Origin of the sequence: Streptomyces cahuitamycinicus (assembly GCF_002891435.1) — a bacterium.
In the GTDB taxonomy this organism is placed as follows: domain Bacteria; phylum Actinomycetota; class Actinomycetes; order Streptomycetales; family Streptomycetaceae; genus Streptomyces; species Streptomyces cahuitamycinicus.
The window spans coordinates 1-12,834 of the sequence record NZ_POUC01000224.1 but is presented as its reverse complement, the minus strand read 5'-3'; the positions used below and the strand labels follow the sequence as shown (position 1 = coordinate 12,834).

Below are 12,834 nucleotides of genomic sequence, written 5' to 3'. Positions count from 1 at the left end.
GTCTTCCTGCTTCCGGCGTACGCCACCGCCTCGGTGCCGTCCGGCCCCGTCGAGGCGTACGCGCAGGCGTCGGCCACCGCGACCCCGATCGGTGCGCCGACGAGCGCCCAGGTCAGCGTCGCCGCAGCCAAGGCCCGCGCCGCAAGGGCGGGTTGAGTCGAGAGGGGTCCATGCACGACGAAGATCATGAGCCCTGTGACGCCAGGACGTGCCGGGGCGCAAGGGGATTGCCCCGAAAGAGGGATCTTCGGGTGTCGCCGGTTTGATCGGCGGGCCGCCCGCAGGGAGCTCGATGTGTACGTGTGTGCGGCTCCGAGCGGGGCTCGTCAGGGGTTGCGGAAAGAAATTTGGCCGCCGGTTGAACACAATCGGTGCCCCCGTGCGTACTCATGACCGTGCGGCGGCGCAGCAGGGCGCTGCAACACCCTTGCGATTATGGGGAGTTGACGATGAAGACCTCCTGGCGGAGCGCCTCACTCGTGGCGAGCGCCGCGGCGGTCCTGGCGCTGACGACGGCGTGCGGTCAGGACAGCCCACCGGCGGCCAGCCAGAACGTGGGCGCCACGGCCGCGCCCGGGGACTACGGAAGCATCGGCTCGGGCACCGCGGGCGCGGCGGGTGACGCCGCGGCCGGTCAGCCGGCCGCGCCCAGCGCCTCCAGCCCGTCCAACCCCGCCGGCAAGCTGTCCGTCTCCACCGCCGAGAAGGTCGGCAAGGTGGTCACGGACAGCCTCGGCCTCACCCTGTACCGGTTCGACCAGGACACCGAGCAGCCGCCCAAGTCGAACTGCGACGGTGACTGCGCCAAGACCTGGCCGCCGGTTCCGGCCGACGACGCCGAGGCCGGCGAGGGCATCGACAAGGCGCTGCTCGGCTCCGTCGCCCGGGCCGACGGCACCAAGCAGCTCACGGTCGGCGGCTGGCCCGCCTACCGCTACGCCAAGGACGTCAACGCCGGTGACGTCAAGGGCCAGGGCGTGGGCGGCAAGTGGTACGCGCTCGCTCCTGACGGCAAGAAGGCGCAGGGCGGCGTGGCCGGCGGCGCCCAAGGGACCGAGGCACTGCCCGGACTGTCCACCCGCAAGGACCCCGAGCTGGGCGAGATCGTCATCGACAAGAACGGCATGACGGTCTACCGGTTCATGAAGGACTCGCAGTGGCCGATGAAGACCGCGTGCACGGGGGACTGCCTGGAGAAGTGGCCGGTCATCGCGCCGGTCGACGAGAAGGACACCAAGGGGATCGACCTTCAGGGGTCCACGCCCAACCGGGGCTACGTCGTCTTCGACCGTCCTGATGGCATCAAGCAGCAGACCATCGACTGCATCCCGATCTACACCTTCGCGGGCGACAAAAAGGCCGGAGACACCAACGGCCAGGGCGTCGGCGGCACCTGGTTCGCCATCCGCCCCGACGGAAAGCCGGTCGGCGCGTCGGAGAAGTAGGGAAACCTCCCCAGGGTTGATCAGCTCGTCCACCCGAAGCGCAGACCCGGTCCGCCCCTCCGTGCCTCACGGAGGGGCGGACCGTTTTGCCGTTCTGCACCTGAACTCATCGAATTGCTAACACCTTTACCCTTCCGGGCCGGAACTCTCCGAAATGCCTCGAACACTGTTCGTCATATGTTCGAGGGGCATGCGGAGGGGTATCAATTCGGCACGTGCCGCAGGCAGTGACCGGGAACGGATGGTCAATTTCCGTTTCGGCTCGCTCCGTTGGCGGGCGATCAGTAGCCTCTGCTCGAACACCGGATCGCCTACGCCTTGGAGAGATAGATGGAGCGTCCCGCCTGGGCCCCACGGAGCATCGACATCTCGGTGCCCAGCGTCTCCCGGATGTACGACTACTACCTGGGCGGATCGCACAACTTCGAGGTCGACCGTGAAGCGGCCCGCAGGGCCATGGAGTTCATGCCGGGACTCCCCAAGATCATGCAGGCGAACCGCGCCTTCATGCGCCGCGCCGTGCGCTACGCGGCCGGCCAGGGCCTCACCCAGTTCCTGGACATCGGCTCCGGCATCCCCACCTTCGGCAATGTGCACGAGGTGGCGCAGGCCGCCCGCCCCGGCGCGCGTGTGGTGTACGTCGACCACGACCCGGTGGCCGTGGCGCACAGCCAGGCGGTCCTGGAGGGCAACGACGACGCGGGCGTCGTCGCCGCGGACCTGCGCAAGCCCCGGGAGATCCTGCACAGCCCCGAGGTGGAGCGGCTGATCGACCTGAATCAGCCAGTGGCGCTGCTCCTCGTTGCCATACTGCACTTCGTGGAGGACGAGGACGACCCGTACGGGGCCGTGGCCGAACTGTGCGGGGCGCTCGCGCCCGGCAGCCTGCTCGTGCTCACCCACGCCTCCTACGAGGGGATCCCCCTGCCGCCGGAGCGGGCCGGGGGGGCGGTGGACGTGTACGAGGGCATCCGCAACCCGCTGATCATGCGCTCGCGCGACGAGATCGCGCGGTTCTTCGAGGGGTACGACATGGTGGAACCCGGACTGGTGGCGATGCCGCGCTGGCGGCCCGACACCGCACCGGAGGACGAGGATCCTTATGCGTTCTCCGGGTTCGCGGGCGTGGGGCGTACGGCGTGACCGCGGAACCGGACGGGCCGGAGGACAGACTGCGCAGATTCGCGACGATCTGGAGCCGGGCCGTCTTCCCGGTGACCTCGACGTCGTCGACCCGCCCCGAGTTCGAGGAGCACCTGCTGCCCCTGGCCCGGCGGCTGAGTGAGGCACTGCGTGCCCGGGCCTTCGACTCCGACGCGGGCAGGGCGGTCGGCGCCGCCCTGGTGGACGCGCACTGCACCGACCCGGAGGCGCTCAGCCGCACCCTGGACTGCGTCGACGCCTACCTGGTCCTGTACTGCGGCGGCGACGGCGACCAGGAGGGCCTGCGGGCCCGGTGCGCGCGGCTCCAGCACGCGATGGCCGCCGGTTTCGCCCGGGCGCTGCGCGAGCGGACCCTGGCCGAGCAGGAGGCCATCGCGCAGGCCGCCCTCAAGGCGCAGGGCGTGGTGGCCCAGGCCCTGCACGCGAGCGAGGCGCGCTTCCGCGCCGTCTTCGAGGGCGCGGCCATAGGCATCGGCATGGCCGACCTCGACGGCAACATACTGCAGGTCAACGGCGCGCTGCTGCGCATGTTCGGGGTCTCCGACCAGACGCTGCGCAGCCGCAACGTCCGCGATTGGACCCACCCCGACGACGCTCCGCAGACCTGGCGGCTCTACGAGGAACTGGTGCGGGGCGACCGGGAGCACTACCACCTGGAGAAGGCGTTCCACCGCCCTGACGGAACCGTCCTGTGGACCAACCTGACGGTCTCCCTGCTGCGGGACGCGGACGGCGAGCCGCAGTACCAGCTCGCCCTCATGGAGGACACCACCGAGCGGCGGCTGCTGAACCTGCGGCTGCGCTACGAGGCCACGCACGACGCGCTGACCGGCCTGCCGAACCGCACGTTCTTCTTCGAGCGCCTGGAGAAGGCACTGGGCGCCGGGGAAGGCCAGCGCTTCGGGCTGTGCTACCTGGACCTCGACGGTTTCAAGACCATCAACGACAGCCTGGGCCACGCCGCCGGGGACCGGCTGCTGGTGGAGGTCGCCGACCGGCTGCAGTCCTGCGCCACGGCGCCCGGCGAGATGGTCGCGCGGCTCGGCGGCGACGAGTTCGTGGCGCTGACCACCGGGTCCGACACCCAGCGCGACGTCGACGAGCTCGCCGGGCGCATCATGAACGCGCTGCTCGCGCCGGTCAGCGTCGACGGCCGGGAGCTGACCGTGCGCGGCAGCATCGGCATCGTCGAGGGCCCGGCCGGGGAACGCAGCCCGGCGGAGGTGCTGCGCAGTGCGGACATCACCATGTACCGGGCCAAGTCGGCGGGCGGCAACCGCTTCGAACTCGCCGATCCGGAGGCGGACGCCCGGGCCATCACGCGGCACGGGCTGACCACGGCGCTGCCGACGGCGCTGGAGCGCGGCGAGTTCTTCATCGAGTACCAGCCGCTGGTGCATCTCGGCGACGGCAGCGTCCGGGGCGCCGAGGCCCTGGTGCGCTGGCTGCATCCGCAGCACGGGGTGCTCGGCCCGGACCGGTTCATCCCGCTCGCCGAACACACCGGGCTGATCGTGCCGTTGGGCCGCTGGGTCCTGGAGCAGTCGGTGCGCCAGGCCCGTGAGTGGCGGGAACTGCGCGGCGGTGCCGAGGCGATGGGACCGTTGCGGATCAACGTCAACCTGTCGCCGTGCCAGCTGACGCATCCCGGGCTGGTCCAGGACACGGTCGACATCCTGGAGCGCACGGGCGTCGAGCCGGACGCGCTGTGCCTGGAGGTCACCGAGTCGGCGCTGATCGGCGCGGACGACGATCTGCTGAAGCCGCTGCGCCGGCTGGCCGAGATGGGCGTCGACATCGCCCTGGACGACTTCGGAACGGGCTACTCCAACCTCGCCAACCTGCGCCGGCTGCCGGTCAGCATCCTGAAGCTGGACCGGTCCTTCACCCAGAGCATGCAGCAGTTCCCGGCGGACCCGGTCGATCTGAAGATCGTCGAGGGCATCGTCTCGCTGGCCCACAGTCTGGATCTCGCCGTGACGGTAGAGGGCGTGGAGACCGGCGCGCAGGCCGAACAGCTGCGGATACTCGGCTGCGACACGGCCCAGGGCTGGTACTACGCCCGCCCGGGCCCGCCGGAGCGGCTGCACGAGCTGGCGCTGGTGGACGCGACGGGCTGACGCCCGGGGCGACCGGCCGCCGTGCGGGACCGGGTCAGGCGCCCAGTCCGCGCAGCAGCAGCGCGAGACCGCCCAGAAACTCCCGGTCGGCACTGACCTTCCGGGCGTGACGGGCGGTCTCCGTCATGTGCGGGAAGGCGTCGGGCGGCAGCTCGCTGATGGCGACCGTGCCCTCGCCGGACAGGGGCCCGAGGTGCTCGAGCTGGATGGCGCCGATGACGTACCCGAGCAGGCCCCGCAGCGCGACCACCCGCCGGTCGCCGTCGAACCCTGCCTCCGTCAGCACGCCGAGCACCGACTCCGACCAGCGCAGCCCGGCAAGGGACCGGTGCCGGTGGGCGACGGTCAGGGGCACGATCTGCGGATGGGCGGCGACGGCGTCGCGCAGCCGCCGCACCAGCACCTCGATGCGTTCGGGCCAGGGGGCGCCGGGAGCGGGGGGCTCGGTGTCCACGGTGCCGAGGACGAGGTCGACGACGAGCCTCTCCAGCTCTTCCCGGTCGTCCACGTACCGGTAGAGCGCCATCGTGCTCATCCCGAGTTCTTTGGCGACCGAGCGCATGGACAGTCCGGCGAGCCCGTCGCGGTCGATCACGGCGAGGGCGGCCGAGGCGAGTCGGGCATGGCTGAGTGAGCGGGGACGTGGCATGGCGACGATCAGCGTACGCCATACGCCTACCTTGTTAGGTGTACGGCATACGCCTACACTCCGTAGGAGTACGCCGTACACCTACCCAGGGAGCATCCATGCTCATGCGCATGCCCGCACGGCCGGTGCGGCCCGGCTCCACCGTCACCGGACGCCGGATGACCACCGTCGTCGGGGACGCGGTCGCCGTCCCCGATCCTGAGCGTCTGGTCCACCTCCAGTTCCGGCGGTTCGCCGGCTGCCCGGTGTGCCATCTGCACCTGCGGTCGGTGGTCCGCCGGCACGCGGAGATCGAGGCCGCCGGCGTCCGTGAGGTCGTCGTCTTCCACTCGCCCGCCGAGGAGCTGCGCCGGCACACCGCCGACCTGCCCTTCGCGGTTGTCGCCGACCCCGGCAAGCGGCTGTACGTCGAGTTCGGCGTCGAGTCGGCTCCCCGTGCGCTGCTCAGCCCGCGCGCCTGGGGGCCGGTCGTCCGTGCGGTGCTGCGTGGCGGCTGGGAGGTCGCCCGCGGCCGCGAGCGCCTCCCCGCGACCAGCCAGCCCGGCGGCAGGCTCGGCCTGCCCGCCGACTTCCTGATCGCCCCCGGCGGCCGGGTCGTCGCCGCCAAGTACGGCGAACACGTCTACGACCAGTGGCCGGTCGACGAACTCCTGCACCTGGCGTCCGCCCACCGGCCGGCCGCCGACCACCCCCCGGCCCAGTAGCCGCAGCCGCACGCGATGCCCCCAGGTGCCGGCCTGCCACGAGCGCCTCACCGCTCCAGCAGCATCCGCTGCAACTCCCGCGCCGCCCGGGGCGGAGCCACATCGCTACGGTGGGCCAGGGCGATGGTGCGGTGCAGTCCGGGCCGGGCCAGGGGAGTCACCCGGAGCCCGCGGCCGGACCGCGCCGCCACCATGCGCGGCACGACGGCTACGCCCAGCCCCGCCCGCACGAACCCCAGCACCGCGTCCATCTCCCCGCCCTCTACCGCGAAGTCCGGCTCGAAGCCCTCGGCGCGACACGCGGCCACGGTCAGCTCCCGCAGGTCGTACCCGTGCCGGAACATCACCAGCCGCTCACCCTCCAGGTCGGAGACCCGCACCGTACGCCTCCCCCGGCCGGGCCCCGGCGCGTCCGGGGACGAGACCACCACGAGATCCTCCCGCAACAGCTCGACCGTGGTCAGCGCCGGTGCCGGCGTGGGCAGCGGCAGCACGACCAGCGCCAGATCCAGCGCTCCCCGTGCCAGCTCCCGCACCAGGTCGTGCGACCCGCCCTCCTCAATCAGCAGGCGGATCCCCGGATAACGATCGTGAAAGGCCCGCAGCACATCCGGCAGCAGACCCGTGCACACACTCGGCGTCGCGCCCAGCCGCACCCGGCCCCGCCGCAGCTGCGCCAGCTCCTGCACCTCCTGCCGCGCCGTGTCCGCGTCGGCCAGGATGCGCCGGGCCAGCGGGAGGAGCGCCTCCCCGGCGTCCGTGAGCGTGATGTTGCCCCGGGCACGCTGGAAAAGGTCCGCGCCCAACTCCCGCTCCAGCGCCTTGATCTGCTGTGACAGCGACGGCTGCGCGACATGGACCAGATCGGCGGCCCGGGTGAAGTGCCGGGTCTCGGCGACGGCCACGAAGTACTGGAGTTGCTGGAACTGCATCCTCCCACGATAGCCCCCGCCTATGGAATCAAGCCGGACCATGTCTTGGACCGATCGGCCGGGCGTCCGTAGCGTGCTCCGTATGGCTCTGGCAACGCGGACGGACCGACGGCCGTCCCTCGCACGCACCGTGTGGGACTCCACCGTCGGCAAGAAGACCGTGATGGCGGTCAGTGGTCTGATCATGCTGCTGTACCTGGTCGTCCACATGATCGGAAACCTGAAGATCTTCTTCGGGGCGGGAGAGTTCAACCACTACGCGCACTGGCTGCGCACCGTCGGCGAGCCGTTCATGCACTACGAGTGGACACTCTGGCTCGTCCGGATCGTGCTGGTCGTCGCGGTCGTCGCGCACGCCACCTCGGCGTACCAGCTCAGCCGCCGCGACATCAGGGCACGGCCGAGCAAGTACGTGCACAAGAAGGCACGGGCCTCCTACGCCACCCGCACCATGCGGTGGGGCGGCGTCATCCTCGGGCTGTTCATCGTCTGGCACATCCTCGACCTGACGACCGGCACCGTGCACTCCGGCGGCTTCCAGGAGGGCCACCCGTACCAGAACGTCGTGGACACCTTCTCCACCTGGTACGGCAACGTCATCTACGTCGTCGCGATGCTCGCCCTCGGCCTGCACGTCCGGCACGGCTTCTGGAGCGCGGCCCAGACCCTGGGCGTGGGCAGCCGCACCCGCGACCGCGTCCTGAAGACCGCCGCCGATGTCCTCGCGCTGCTGCTCACGGCCGGCTTCATCGCCGTACCCGTGGGCGTCATGACCGGAGTGGTGAGCTGAACATGACTTCCTACGCCGACTACACGACCGGTGAACCGGTCGCCGACACCAAGGCCCCCGCCGGGCCGATCAACGAGCGCTGGGACAAGCGCCGCTTCGAGGCCAGGCTGGTCAACCCCGCCAACCGGCGCAAGCACACCGTGATCGTCGTCGGCACCGGCCTGGCAGGCGGCTCCGCCGGGGCCACCCTCGCCGAACAGGGTTACCACGTCGTCCAGTTCTGCTACCAGGACTCGCCCCGCCGCGCCCACTCCATCGCCGCGCAGGGCGGCATCAACGCCGCGAAGAACTACCGCAACGACGGCGACTCCGTCCACCGCCTGTTCTACGACACCGTCAAGGGCGGCGACTTCCGGGCCCGCGAGTCCAACGTGCACCGGCTCGCCCAGATCTCCGTCGAGATCATCGACCAGTGCGTGGCCCAGGGCGTGCCGTTCGCCCGCGAGTACGGCGGCCTGCTCGACACCCGGTCGTTCGGCGGGGTGCAGGTGTCGCGGACCTTCTACGCCCGAGGCCAGACGGGCCAGCAGCTCCTTCTCGGCGCCTACCAGGCCCTCAGCCGGCAGATCGCGGCCGGGAACGTCGAGATGCACCCGCGCACCGAGATGCTCGACCTGATCGTCGTCGACGGGCGGGCGCGCGGCATCGTGGCCCGGGACCTGGTCACAGGGAAGATCGACACGTACTTCGCGGACGCCGTCGTCCTCGCCTCCGGCGGCTACGGCAACGTCTTCTACCTGTCGACGAACGCCATGAACTCCAACGCCACCGCCGTATGGCGGGCCCACCGGCGCGGCGCCCTGTTCGCCAACCCCTGCTTCACCCAGATCCACCCCACCTGTATCCCGCGCACCGGCGAACACCAGTCCAAGCTGACGCTGATGAGCGAGTCGCTGCGCAACGACGGCCGCATCTGGGTGCCCAGGGCCAAGGGCGACCAGCGGCCCCCGAACGACATCCCCGAGGACGAGCGCGACTACTACCTGGAGCGCGTCTACCCGTCCTTCGGGAACCTCGTCCCGCGGGACATCGCCTCGCGCGCCGCGAAGAACGTGTGCGACGAGGGCAGGGGAGTGGGCCCCGGCGGCCAGGGCGTCTACCTCGACTTCGCCGACGCCATCGAGCGCATGGGCCGGGGCGCCGTCGAGGCCAAGTACGGCAACCTCTTCGACATGTACCAGCGGATCACCGACGAGGACCCGTACGAGGTGCCGATGCGGATCTACCCCGCCGTGCACTACACGATGGGCGGCCTGTGGGTCGACTACGACCTCCAGACCACCGTCCCCGGACTGTTCGCGGTCGGTGAGGCCAACTTCTCCGACCACGGCGCCAACCGCCTCGGCGCCTCGGCGCTGATGCAGGGACTCGCGGACGGCTACTTCGTCCTCCCCTCGACCATCAACGACTACCTGGCCCGCAACCCCCACCACGACGCGGTGACCGGCGAACACCCCGACGTCCAGGAGGCGCTGGCCGGCACGCAGGACCGCCTCGACCTCCTGCTGTCCGTAGACGGCGACCGCACCCCCGACTCCTTCCACCGCGAGGTCGGCGAACTCATGTGGGAGTTCTGCGGCATGGCCCGCACCGACGCGGGGCTGCGCAAGGCGCTGGAACGCATCCCGCAGATCCGCGAGGAGTTCTGGCGGCGCATCAAGGTGCCCGGCACCGGCGAGGAGTTCAACCAGTCGCTGGAGAAGGCCAACCGCGTCGTCGACTACCTGGAGCTCGCCGAGCTGATGTGCCTCGACGCGCTCCACCGCGAGGAGTCCTGCGGCGGTCACTTCCGCGAGGAGTCCCAGACGCCGGACGGCGAGGCCGCCCGCGACGACGAGCGGTTCGCGTACGCCGCCGCCTGGGAGTTCACCGGCACGGGCGAGGCTCCGGTGCTGCACAAGGAAGACCTGGTCTTCGAGTACGTCCACCCCACCCAGCGGAGCTACGCATGAAGCTCACCCTGCGCGTCTGGCGGCAGCGCAACGCAGACGCCGACGGCACGATGTCCACGTACGAGGTGGACGGGATCTCGCCCGACATGTCCTTTCTGGAGATGCTCGACACGCTCAACGAGGAACTCATCGTCAAGGGCGAGGACCCCGTCGCCTTCGACCACGACTGCCGCGAGGGCATCTGCGGCGCGTGCTCGCTCGTCATCAACGGCGACGCGCACGGTCCCGAGCGGACGACGACCTGCCAGCTGCACATGCGGTCGTTCGAGGACGGCGACACGATCGACGTCGAGCCGTGGCGGGCGTCGGCGTTCCCGGTGATCAAGGATCTCGTCGTGGACCGGTCGGCCTTCGACCGGATCATCCAGGCCGGCGGGTACATCACCGCGCCGACGGGGGCGGCTCCCGAGGCGCACGCCACGCCGGTGCCGAAGCCGGATGCCGACTTCGCCTTCGAGCACGCCGAGTGCATCGGGTGCGGGGCGTGCGTGGCGGCCTGCCCAAACGGGGCGGCGATGCTGTTCACCTCGGCGAAGATCAACCATCTCAACGTACTGCCGCAGGGGGCGCCCGAGCGCGAGACGCGGGTGCTGGACATGGTGGAGCAGATGGACGAGGAGGGGTTCGGTGGGTGCACGCTCGCGGGCGAGTGCGCCACCGCGTGCCCGAAGGGCATCCCGCTGATGTCCATCACGAGCATGAACAAGGAGTGGTTGCGGGCTGCGCGGAAGGCGAAGCGGTAGCCGCCGTTGCGGGACGGCCGCCGGGCGGCTGCGGGTCGTCCGTGGCTGATCGCGCAGTTCCCCGCGCCCCCGAAGGGGCGCAGTGAGCGTTCGCAGGCAAGTGCGGACGGGCGGGGCCGGACCGGTGCTCTTTCCGGCCCCGTCTCGTATGCCGTGTCACCGCCCGGGGCCCGCGAGGAGAGGCCCCAGCGGGCCGAGGTCCAGGTTGAGGTCGCTGCGCCGCAGCCCGTGCTGCTCGCACAACTCGTCCATGCGCTCGTCCAGCAGCATCAGGGCGGTGCCGAGCCGGTCCTCCTGTTCGGCGCGGAGCGTCCCCTCGTCGAAACGGTGCACCGCCTGGCGCTCCATGAGCTGCCGCAGGAGCTCCACCACGGTCAGTACCAGGGCCGCCAGGTCCTTCTGACCCGCTCGGGATCGAGGTCCAGCCCGTGGGTGCGCGGCGCGGTCACAGCGGCCCGCTGTCCGGCCAGGACGCGGGCACCCGCTCGCCCACCGACGCCAGCAGGGCGTGCAGGGAGATCCGCACCAACGGCACGTCGGCGATGGCCGGCGCCAGGTCGCCGCTGACCACGACGCCGGTCGCCAGCACCCGGTCGAGCAGGTCGACGAGCGGCACGCCCACGGGCGCGTACGGCTCCGGGCCGTCCCACGGAACCCCCGTGCGGCCGGCACCACCGGCGACCGGCACTTGTCATGCGCGGACCTCCCGGTGCGCGGCGCACTCCACCTCGTCCGACCGGGCGAAGGAGTAGGGGACCCACGGGCCTCACACGGTCACCTCCACGGCCGAACGGTGTGCCTCGCGCGCCAGTTCGCCGACGGCCCGGACGAACTCGGCGCGCCGTCCGTCGTCGACCAGATAGGCCGCGTTGAGCAGTTGCGGGACGCTCCTGCCGGTCAGCTGCTAGCTCTGCGGCCGGTGCCGCGTCGCGGCGACGGCATGGCGCCGCAGCTCCCGGTCGACGGCGTGGGCCTGCTCCAGGGCCCGCTCGCGCGCCTCACGCTCGGTGCGCCGCCGGGCACGCGCCCGGCGCAGGTGGGCGCGAGCCGTTCAACAACCTCACACCCGTTCTCTCTGCACATGACACGCGCAGGTCAGTCGGCATCGGAAGAACAGAGGCGCAGGACCGCACGACACCGCTCAGCGCCCCGCCCCGCCTCGCCGAACCGGCCCGTGACCAGGAGAGAGCCATGACCGGCGTACTGACCGTCGACCGCCCCGCGCAGCCCACCGTCCCCACCCGCTACACCGTCGCCCTCGCCCGGAACGAGGAGGACGTGCGTGCCGCCCAGCGGCTGCGGCACGACGTCTTCGCCGGCGAGATGGGCGCCCTGCTGGCCGGCCCGCAGCCGGGCCTCGACATCGACGCGTTCGACGCGTACTGCGATCACCTGCTCGTCCGGGAGGAGACGACCGGCCAGGTCGTCGGCACCTACCGGCTGCTGCCGCCCGAGCGCGCCGCGGTCGCCGGGCGGCTGTACTCCGAGGGCGAGTTCGACCTGGCCGCGCTCGACGGGATCCGGCCGCAGCTCGTCGAGGTCGGCCGCTCCTGTGTGCACCCCGACCATCGCGACGGGGCCGTCATCAGCCTCATCTGGGCCGGCATCGCCCGCTACATGGTCGACCAGAGCCACGAGTGGCTCGCCGGCTGCTGCTCCGTCCCGCTCGCCGACGGCGGCACCCTCGCGTCCGCCACCTGGGACCGGGTGCGCGAAAAGAACCTCTCCCCGGAGGAATTCCGGGTGCGGCCGCTGCTGCCGTGGACCCCGGGTCCCGCGCCCGCCGCCCGCGTCGAACTGCCCGCCCTGCTGCGCGGCTACCTCCGCCTGGGTGCCTGGGTGTGCGGCGAACCGGCCCACGACCCGGACTTCGGCGTGGCGGACCTGTACGTGCTGCTGCCGATGAGCCGCGTCAACGCCCGGTACCTGCGCCACTTCCTCTCCCTCGTACCGGCCTGATGAGCGCCTGGCTGCCCACCGCGCCCTGCACGCCGCAGGCCTGCGTCGAGGCGCCGACGGCCGTGCGGGCGCGGACCGTACCGGGGGCCGTGCTGCGGCTCACCGCGGTCCTCCTGCTGTTGCTCACCGGGATCGCGCTGACGCCCTTCGGCGGCCGGATACCGGCGTCGCTGGTCCGGCGGTGGTGCCGGTGGATCGTGCGGGCCGCCGGCGTCCGGGTCAGCATCACCGGCGCCGCCGCCCCCACCGGCGGACTGCTGCTGGGCCTTGGGGTCCAGGTAGGCGAGCAGCGAGCCGTTGTACTCGGGCAGCACGGTGACGGAGCCGTTCTTCATCAGGCCGTACGTCGTCTCGCGGCTGCCGATGTTGTGCTTGT

The 12,834-nt window shown here is 71.4% G+C and carries 12 protein-coding genes and 2 pseudogenes; 9 read left to right on the top strand and 5 right to left on the bottom strand.

Features of this window, described 5'->3' with window-relative positions; translation table 11 throughout:
* Positions 1 to 449 precede the first annotated feature (449 nt).
* The 3 genes from C1J00_RS26175 to C1J00_RS26165 all read left to right on the top strand — a co-directional run bounded on the left by C1J00_RS26175 (position 450) and on the right by C1J00_RS26165 (position 4,729).
* The gene (locus C1J00_RS26175) at positions 450 to 1,445 is read left to right on the top strand and encodes an SCO0930 family lipoprotein (RefSeq protein WP_102911495.1); all 996 of its coding nucleotides are present in this window, start codon (positions 450 to 452) and stop codon (positions 1,443 to 1,445) included.
* 330 nt (positions 1,446 to 1,775) lie between these two features.
* Positions 1,776 to 2,588 (top strand): SAM-dependent methyltransferase, encoded by an 813-nt coding sequence (locus C1J00_RS26170; RefSeq protein ID WP_102911494.1) that lies wholly within the window; start codon positions 1,776 to 1,778, stop codon positions 2,586 to 2,588.
* Complete coding sequence (locus C1J00_RS26165) at positions 2,585 to 4,729, top strand: putative bifunctional diguanylate cyclase/phosphodiesterase (protein WP_102911493.1); 2,145 nt, start codon at positions 2,585 to 2,587, stop codon at positions 4,727 to 4,729. The genes C1J00_RS26170 and C1J00_RS26165 overlap by 4 nt, the downstream gene beginning before the upstream one ends.
* A gap of 34 nt (positions 4,730 to 4,763) precedes the next feature.
* Here C1J00_RS26165 and C1J00_RS26160 read toward each other — a convergent pair whose 3' ends face one another.
* On the bottom strand, positions 4,764 to 5,378 hold the full coding sequence (locus C1J00_RS26160; RefSeq protein WP_102911492.1) for a TetR/AcrR family transcriptional regulator: 615 nt from the start codon (positions 5,376 to 5,378) through the stop codon (positions 4,764 to 4,766).
* Between the two features lie 98 nt (positions 5,379 to 5,476).
* Between C1J00_RS26160 and C1J00_RS26155 the strand changes: the two genes are divergently transcribed.
* Complete coding sequence (locus C1J00_RS26155; RefSeq protein ID WP_245936508.1) at positions 5,477 to 6,082, top strand: peroxiredoxin-like family protein; 606 nt, start codon at positions 5,477 to 5,479, stop codon at positions 6,080 to 6,082.
* Positions 6,083 to 6,129: 47 nt separating this feature from the next.
* Here the strand turns inward: C1J00_RS26155 and C1J00_RS26150 are convergent, their stop codons facing one another.
* The gene (locus C1J00_RS26150) at positions 6,130 to 7,014 is read right to left on the bottom strand and encodes a LysR family transcriptional regulator (protein WP_102911497.1); all 885 of its coding nucleotides are present in this window, start codon (positions 7,012 to 7,014) and stop codon (positions 6,130 to 6,132) included.
* An 82-nt stretch (positions 7,015 to 7,096) separates the two neighbouring features.
* Here C1J00_RS26150 and C1J00_RS26145 point away from each other — a divergent pair, with 82 nt between their 5' ends.
* Genes C1J00_RS26145 through C1J00_RS26135 form a run of 3 tightly spaced genes read left to right on the top strand, consistent with a single transcriptional unit; the run spans position 7,097 to position 10,499 of the window.
* Positions 7,097 to 7,804: a succinate dehydrogenase gene (locus tag C1J00_RS26145; RefSeq protein ID WP_102911491.1), complete on the top strand. Its 708-nt coding sequence runs from the start codon at positions 7,097 to 7,099 to the stop codon at positions 7,802 to 7,804.
* Positions 7,805 to 7,806: 2 nt separating this feature from the next.
* The gene (locus C1J00_RS26140; RefSeq protein WP_102911490.1) at positions 7,807 to 9,756 is read left to right on the top strand and encodes a fumarate reductase/succinate dehydrogenase flavoprotein subunit; all 1,950 of its coding nucleotides are present in this window, start codon (positions 7,807 to 7,809) and stop codon (positions 9,754 to 9,756) included.
* Positions 9,753 to 10,499 carry a succinate dehydrogenase/fumarate reductase iron-sulfur subunit gene (locus C1J00_RS26135; RefSeq protein ID WP_102911489.1) on the top strand — a complete coding sequence of 249 codons (747 nt, stop codon included), beginning with the start codon at positions 9,753 to 9,755 and terminating at the stop codon, positions 10,497 to 10,499. Before C1J00_RS26140 ends, C1J00_RS26135 begins: the two co-directional genes overlap by 4 nt.
* Before the next feature lie 156 nt (positions 10,500 to 10,655).
* Here C1J00_RS26135 and C1J00_RS26130 read toward each other — a convergent pair.
* The 3 genes and pseudogenes from C1J00_RS26130 to C1J00_RS47955 form a co-directional block, all read right to left on the bottom strand.
* Positions 10,656 to 10,948, bottom strand: a pseudogene (locus tag C1J00_RS26130) (gas vesicle protein K).
* The gene (locus tag C1J00_RS26125) at positions 10,945 to 11,187 is read right to left on the bottom strand and encodes a gas vesicle protein (protein WP_102911488.1); all 243 of its coding nucleotides are present in this window, start codon (positions 11,185 to 11,187) and stop codon (positions 10,945 to 10,947) included. Before C1J00_RS26125 ends, C1J00_RS26130 begins: the two are co-directional and overlap by 4 nt.
* Before the next feature lie 78 nt (positions 11,188 to 11,265).
* A complete protein-coding gene (locus C1J00_RS47955) occupies positions 11,266 to 11,376 on the bottom strand; it encodes a hypothetical protein (protein WP_342751753.1) in 111 nt (36 codons plus the stop codon).
* Positions 11,377 to 11,690: 314 nt separating this feature from the next.
* On the opposite strand from C1J00_RS47955, the gene C1J00_RS26120 reads away from it, so the two are divergent.
* Entirely contained in the window at positions 11,691 to 12,458 is a 768-nt protein-coding gene (locus tag C1J00_RS26120; protein ID WP_102911487.1) for a GNAT family N-acetyltransferase, read from the top strand.
* Positions 12,458 to 12,834: pseudogene (locus tag C1J00_RS26115) on the top strand (hypothetical protein); the annotation flags it as partial. The gene C1J00_RS26120 and the pseudogene C1J00_RS26115, both read left to right, overlap by 1 nt.

Excerpts from the sequence above, each read along its gene's own strand:
- C1J00_RS26175 (WP_102911495.1), top strand. The coding sequence starts at position 450 with ATGAAGACCTCCTGGCGGAGCGCCTCACTCGTGGCGAGCGCCGCGGCG.
- C1J00_RS26140 (WP_102911490.1), top strand. The coding sequence starts at position 7,807 with ATGACTTCCTACGCCGACTACACGACCGGTGAACCGGTCGCCGACACC.
- C1J00_RS26135 (WP_102911489.1), top strand. The coding sequence starts at position 9,753 with ATGAAGCTCACCCTGCGCGTCTGGCGGCAGCGCAACGCAGACGCCGAC.
- C1J00_RS26145 (WP_102911491.1), top strand. The coding sequence starts at position 7,097 with ATGGCTCTGGCAACGCGGACGGACCGACGGCCGTCCCTCGCACGCACC.
- C1J00_RS26120 (WP_102911487.1), top strand. The coding sequence starts at position 11,691 with ATGACCGGCGTACTGACCGTCGACCGCCCCGCGCAGCCCACCGTCCCC.
- C1J00_RS26160 (WP_102911492.1), bottom strand. The coding sequence starts at position 5,378 with ATGCCACGTCCCCGCTCACTCAGCCATGCCCGACTCGCCTCGGCCGCC.
- C1J00_RS26150 (WP_102911497.1), bottom strand. The coding sequence starts at position 7,014 with ATGCAGTTCCAGCAACTCCAGTACTTCGTGGCCGTCGCCGAGACCCGG.
- C1J00_RS26155 (WP_245936508.1), top strand. The coding sequence starts at position 5,477 with ATGCTCATGCGCATGCCCGCACGGCCGGTGCGGCCCGGCTCCACCGTC.
- C1J00_RS26170 (WP_102911494.1), top strand. The coding sequence starts at position 1,776 with ATGGAGCGTCCCGCCTGGGCCCCACGGAGCATCGACATCTCGGTGCCC.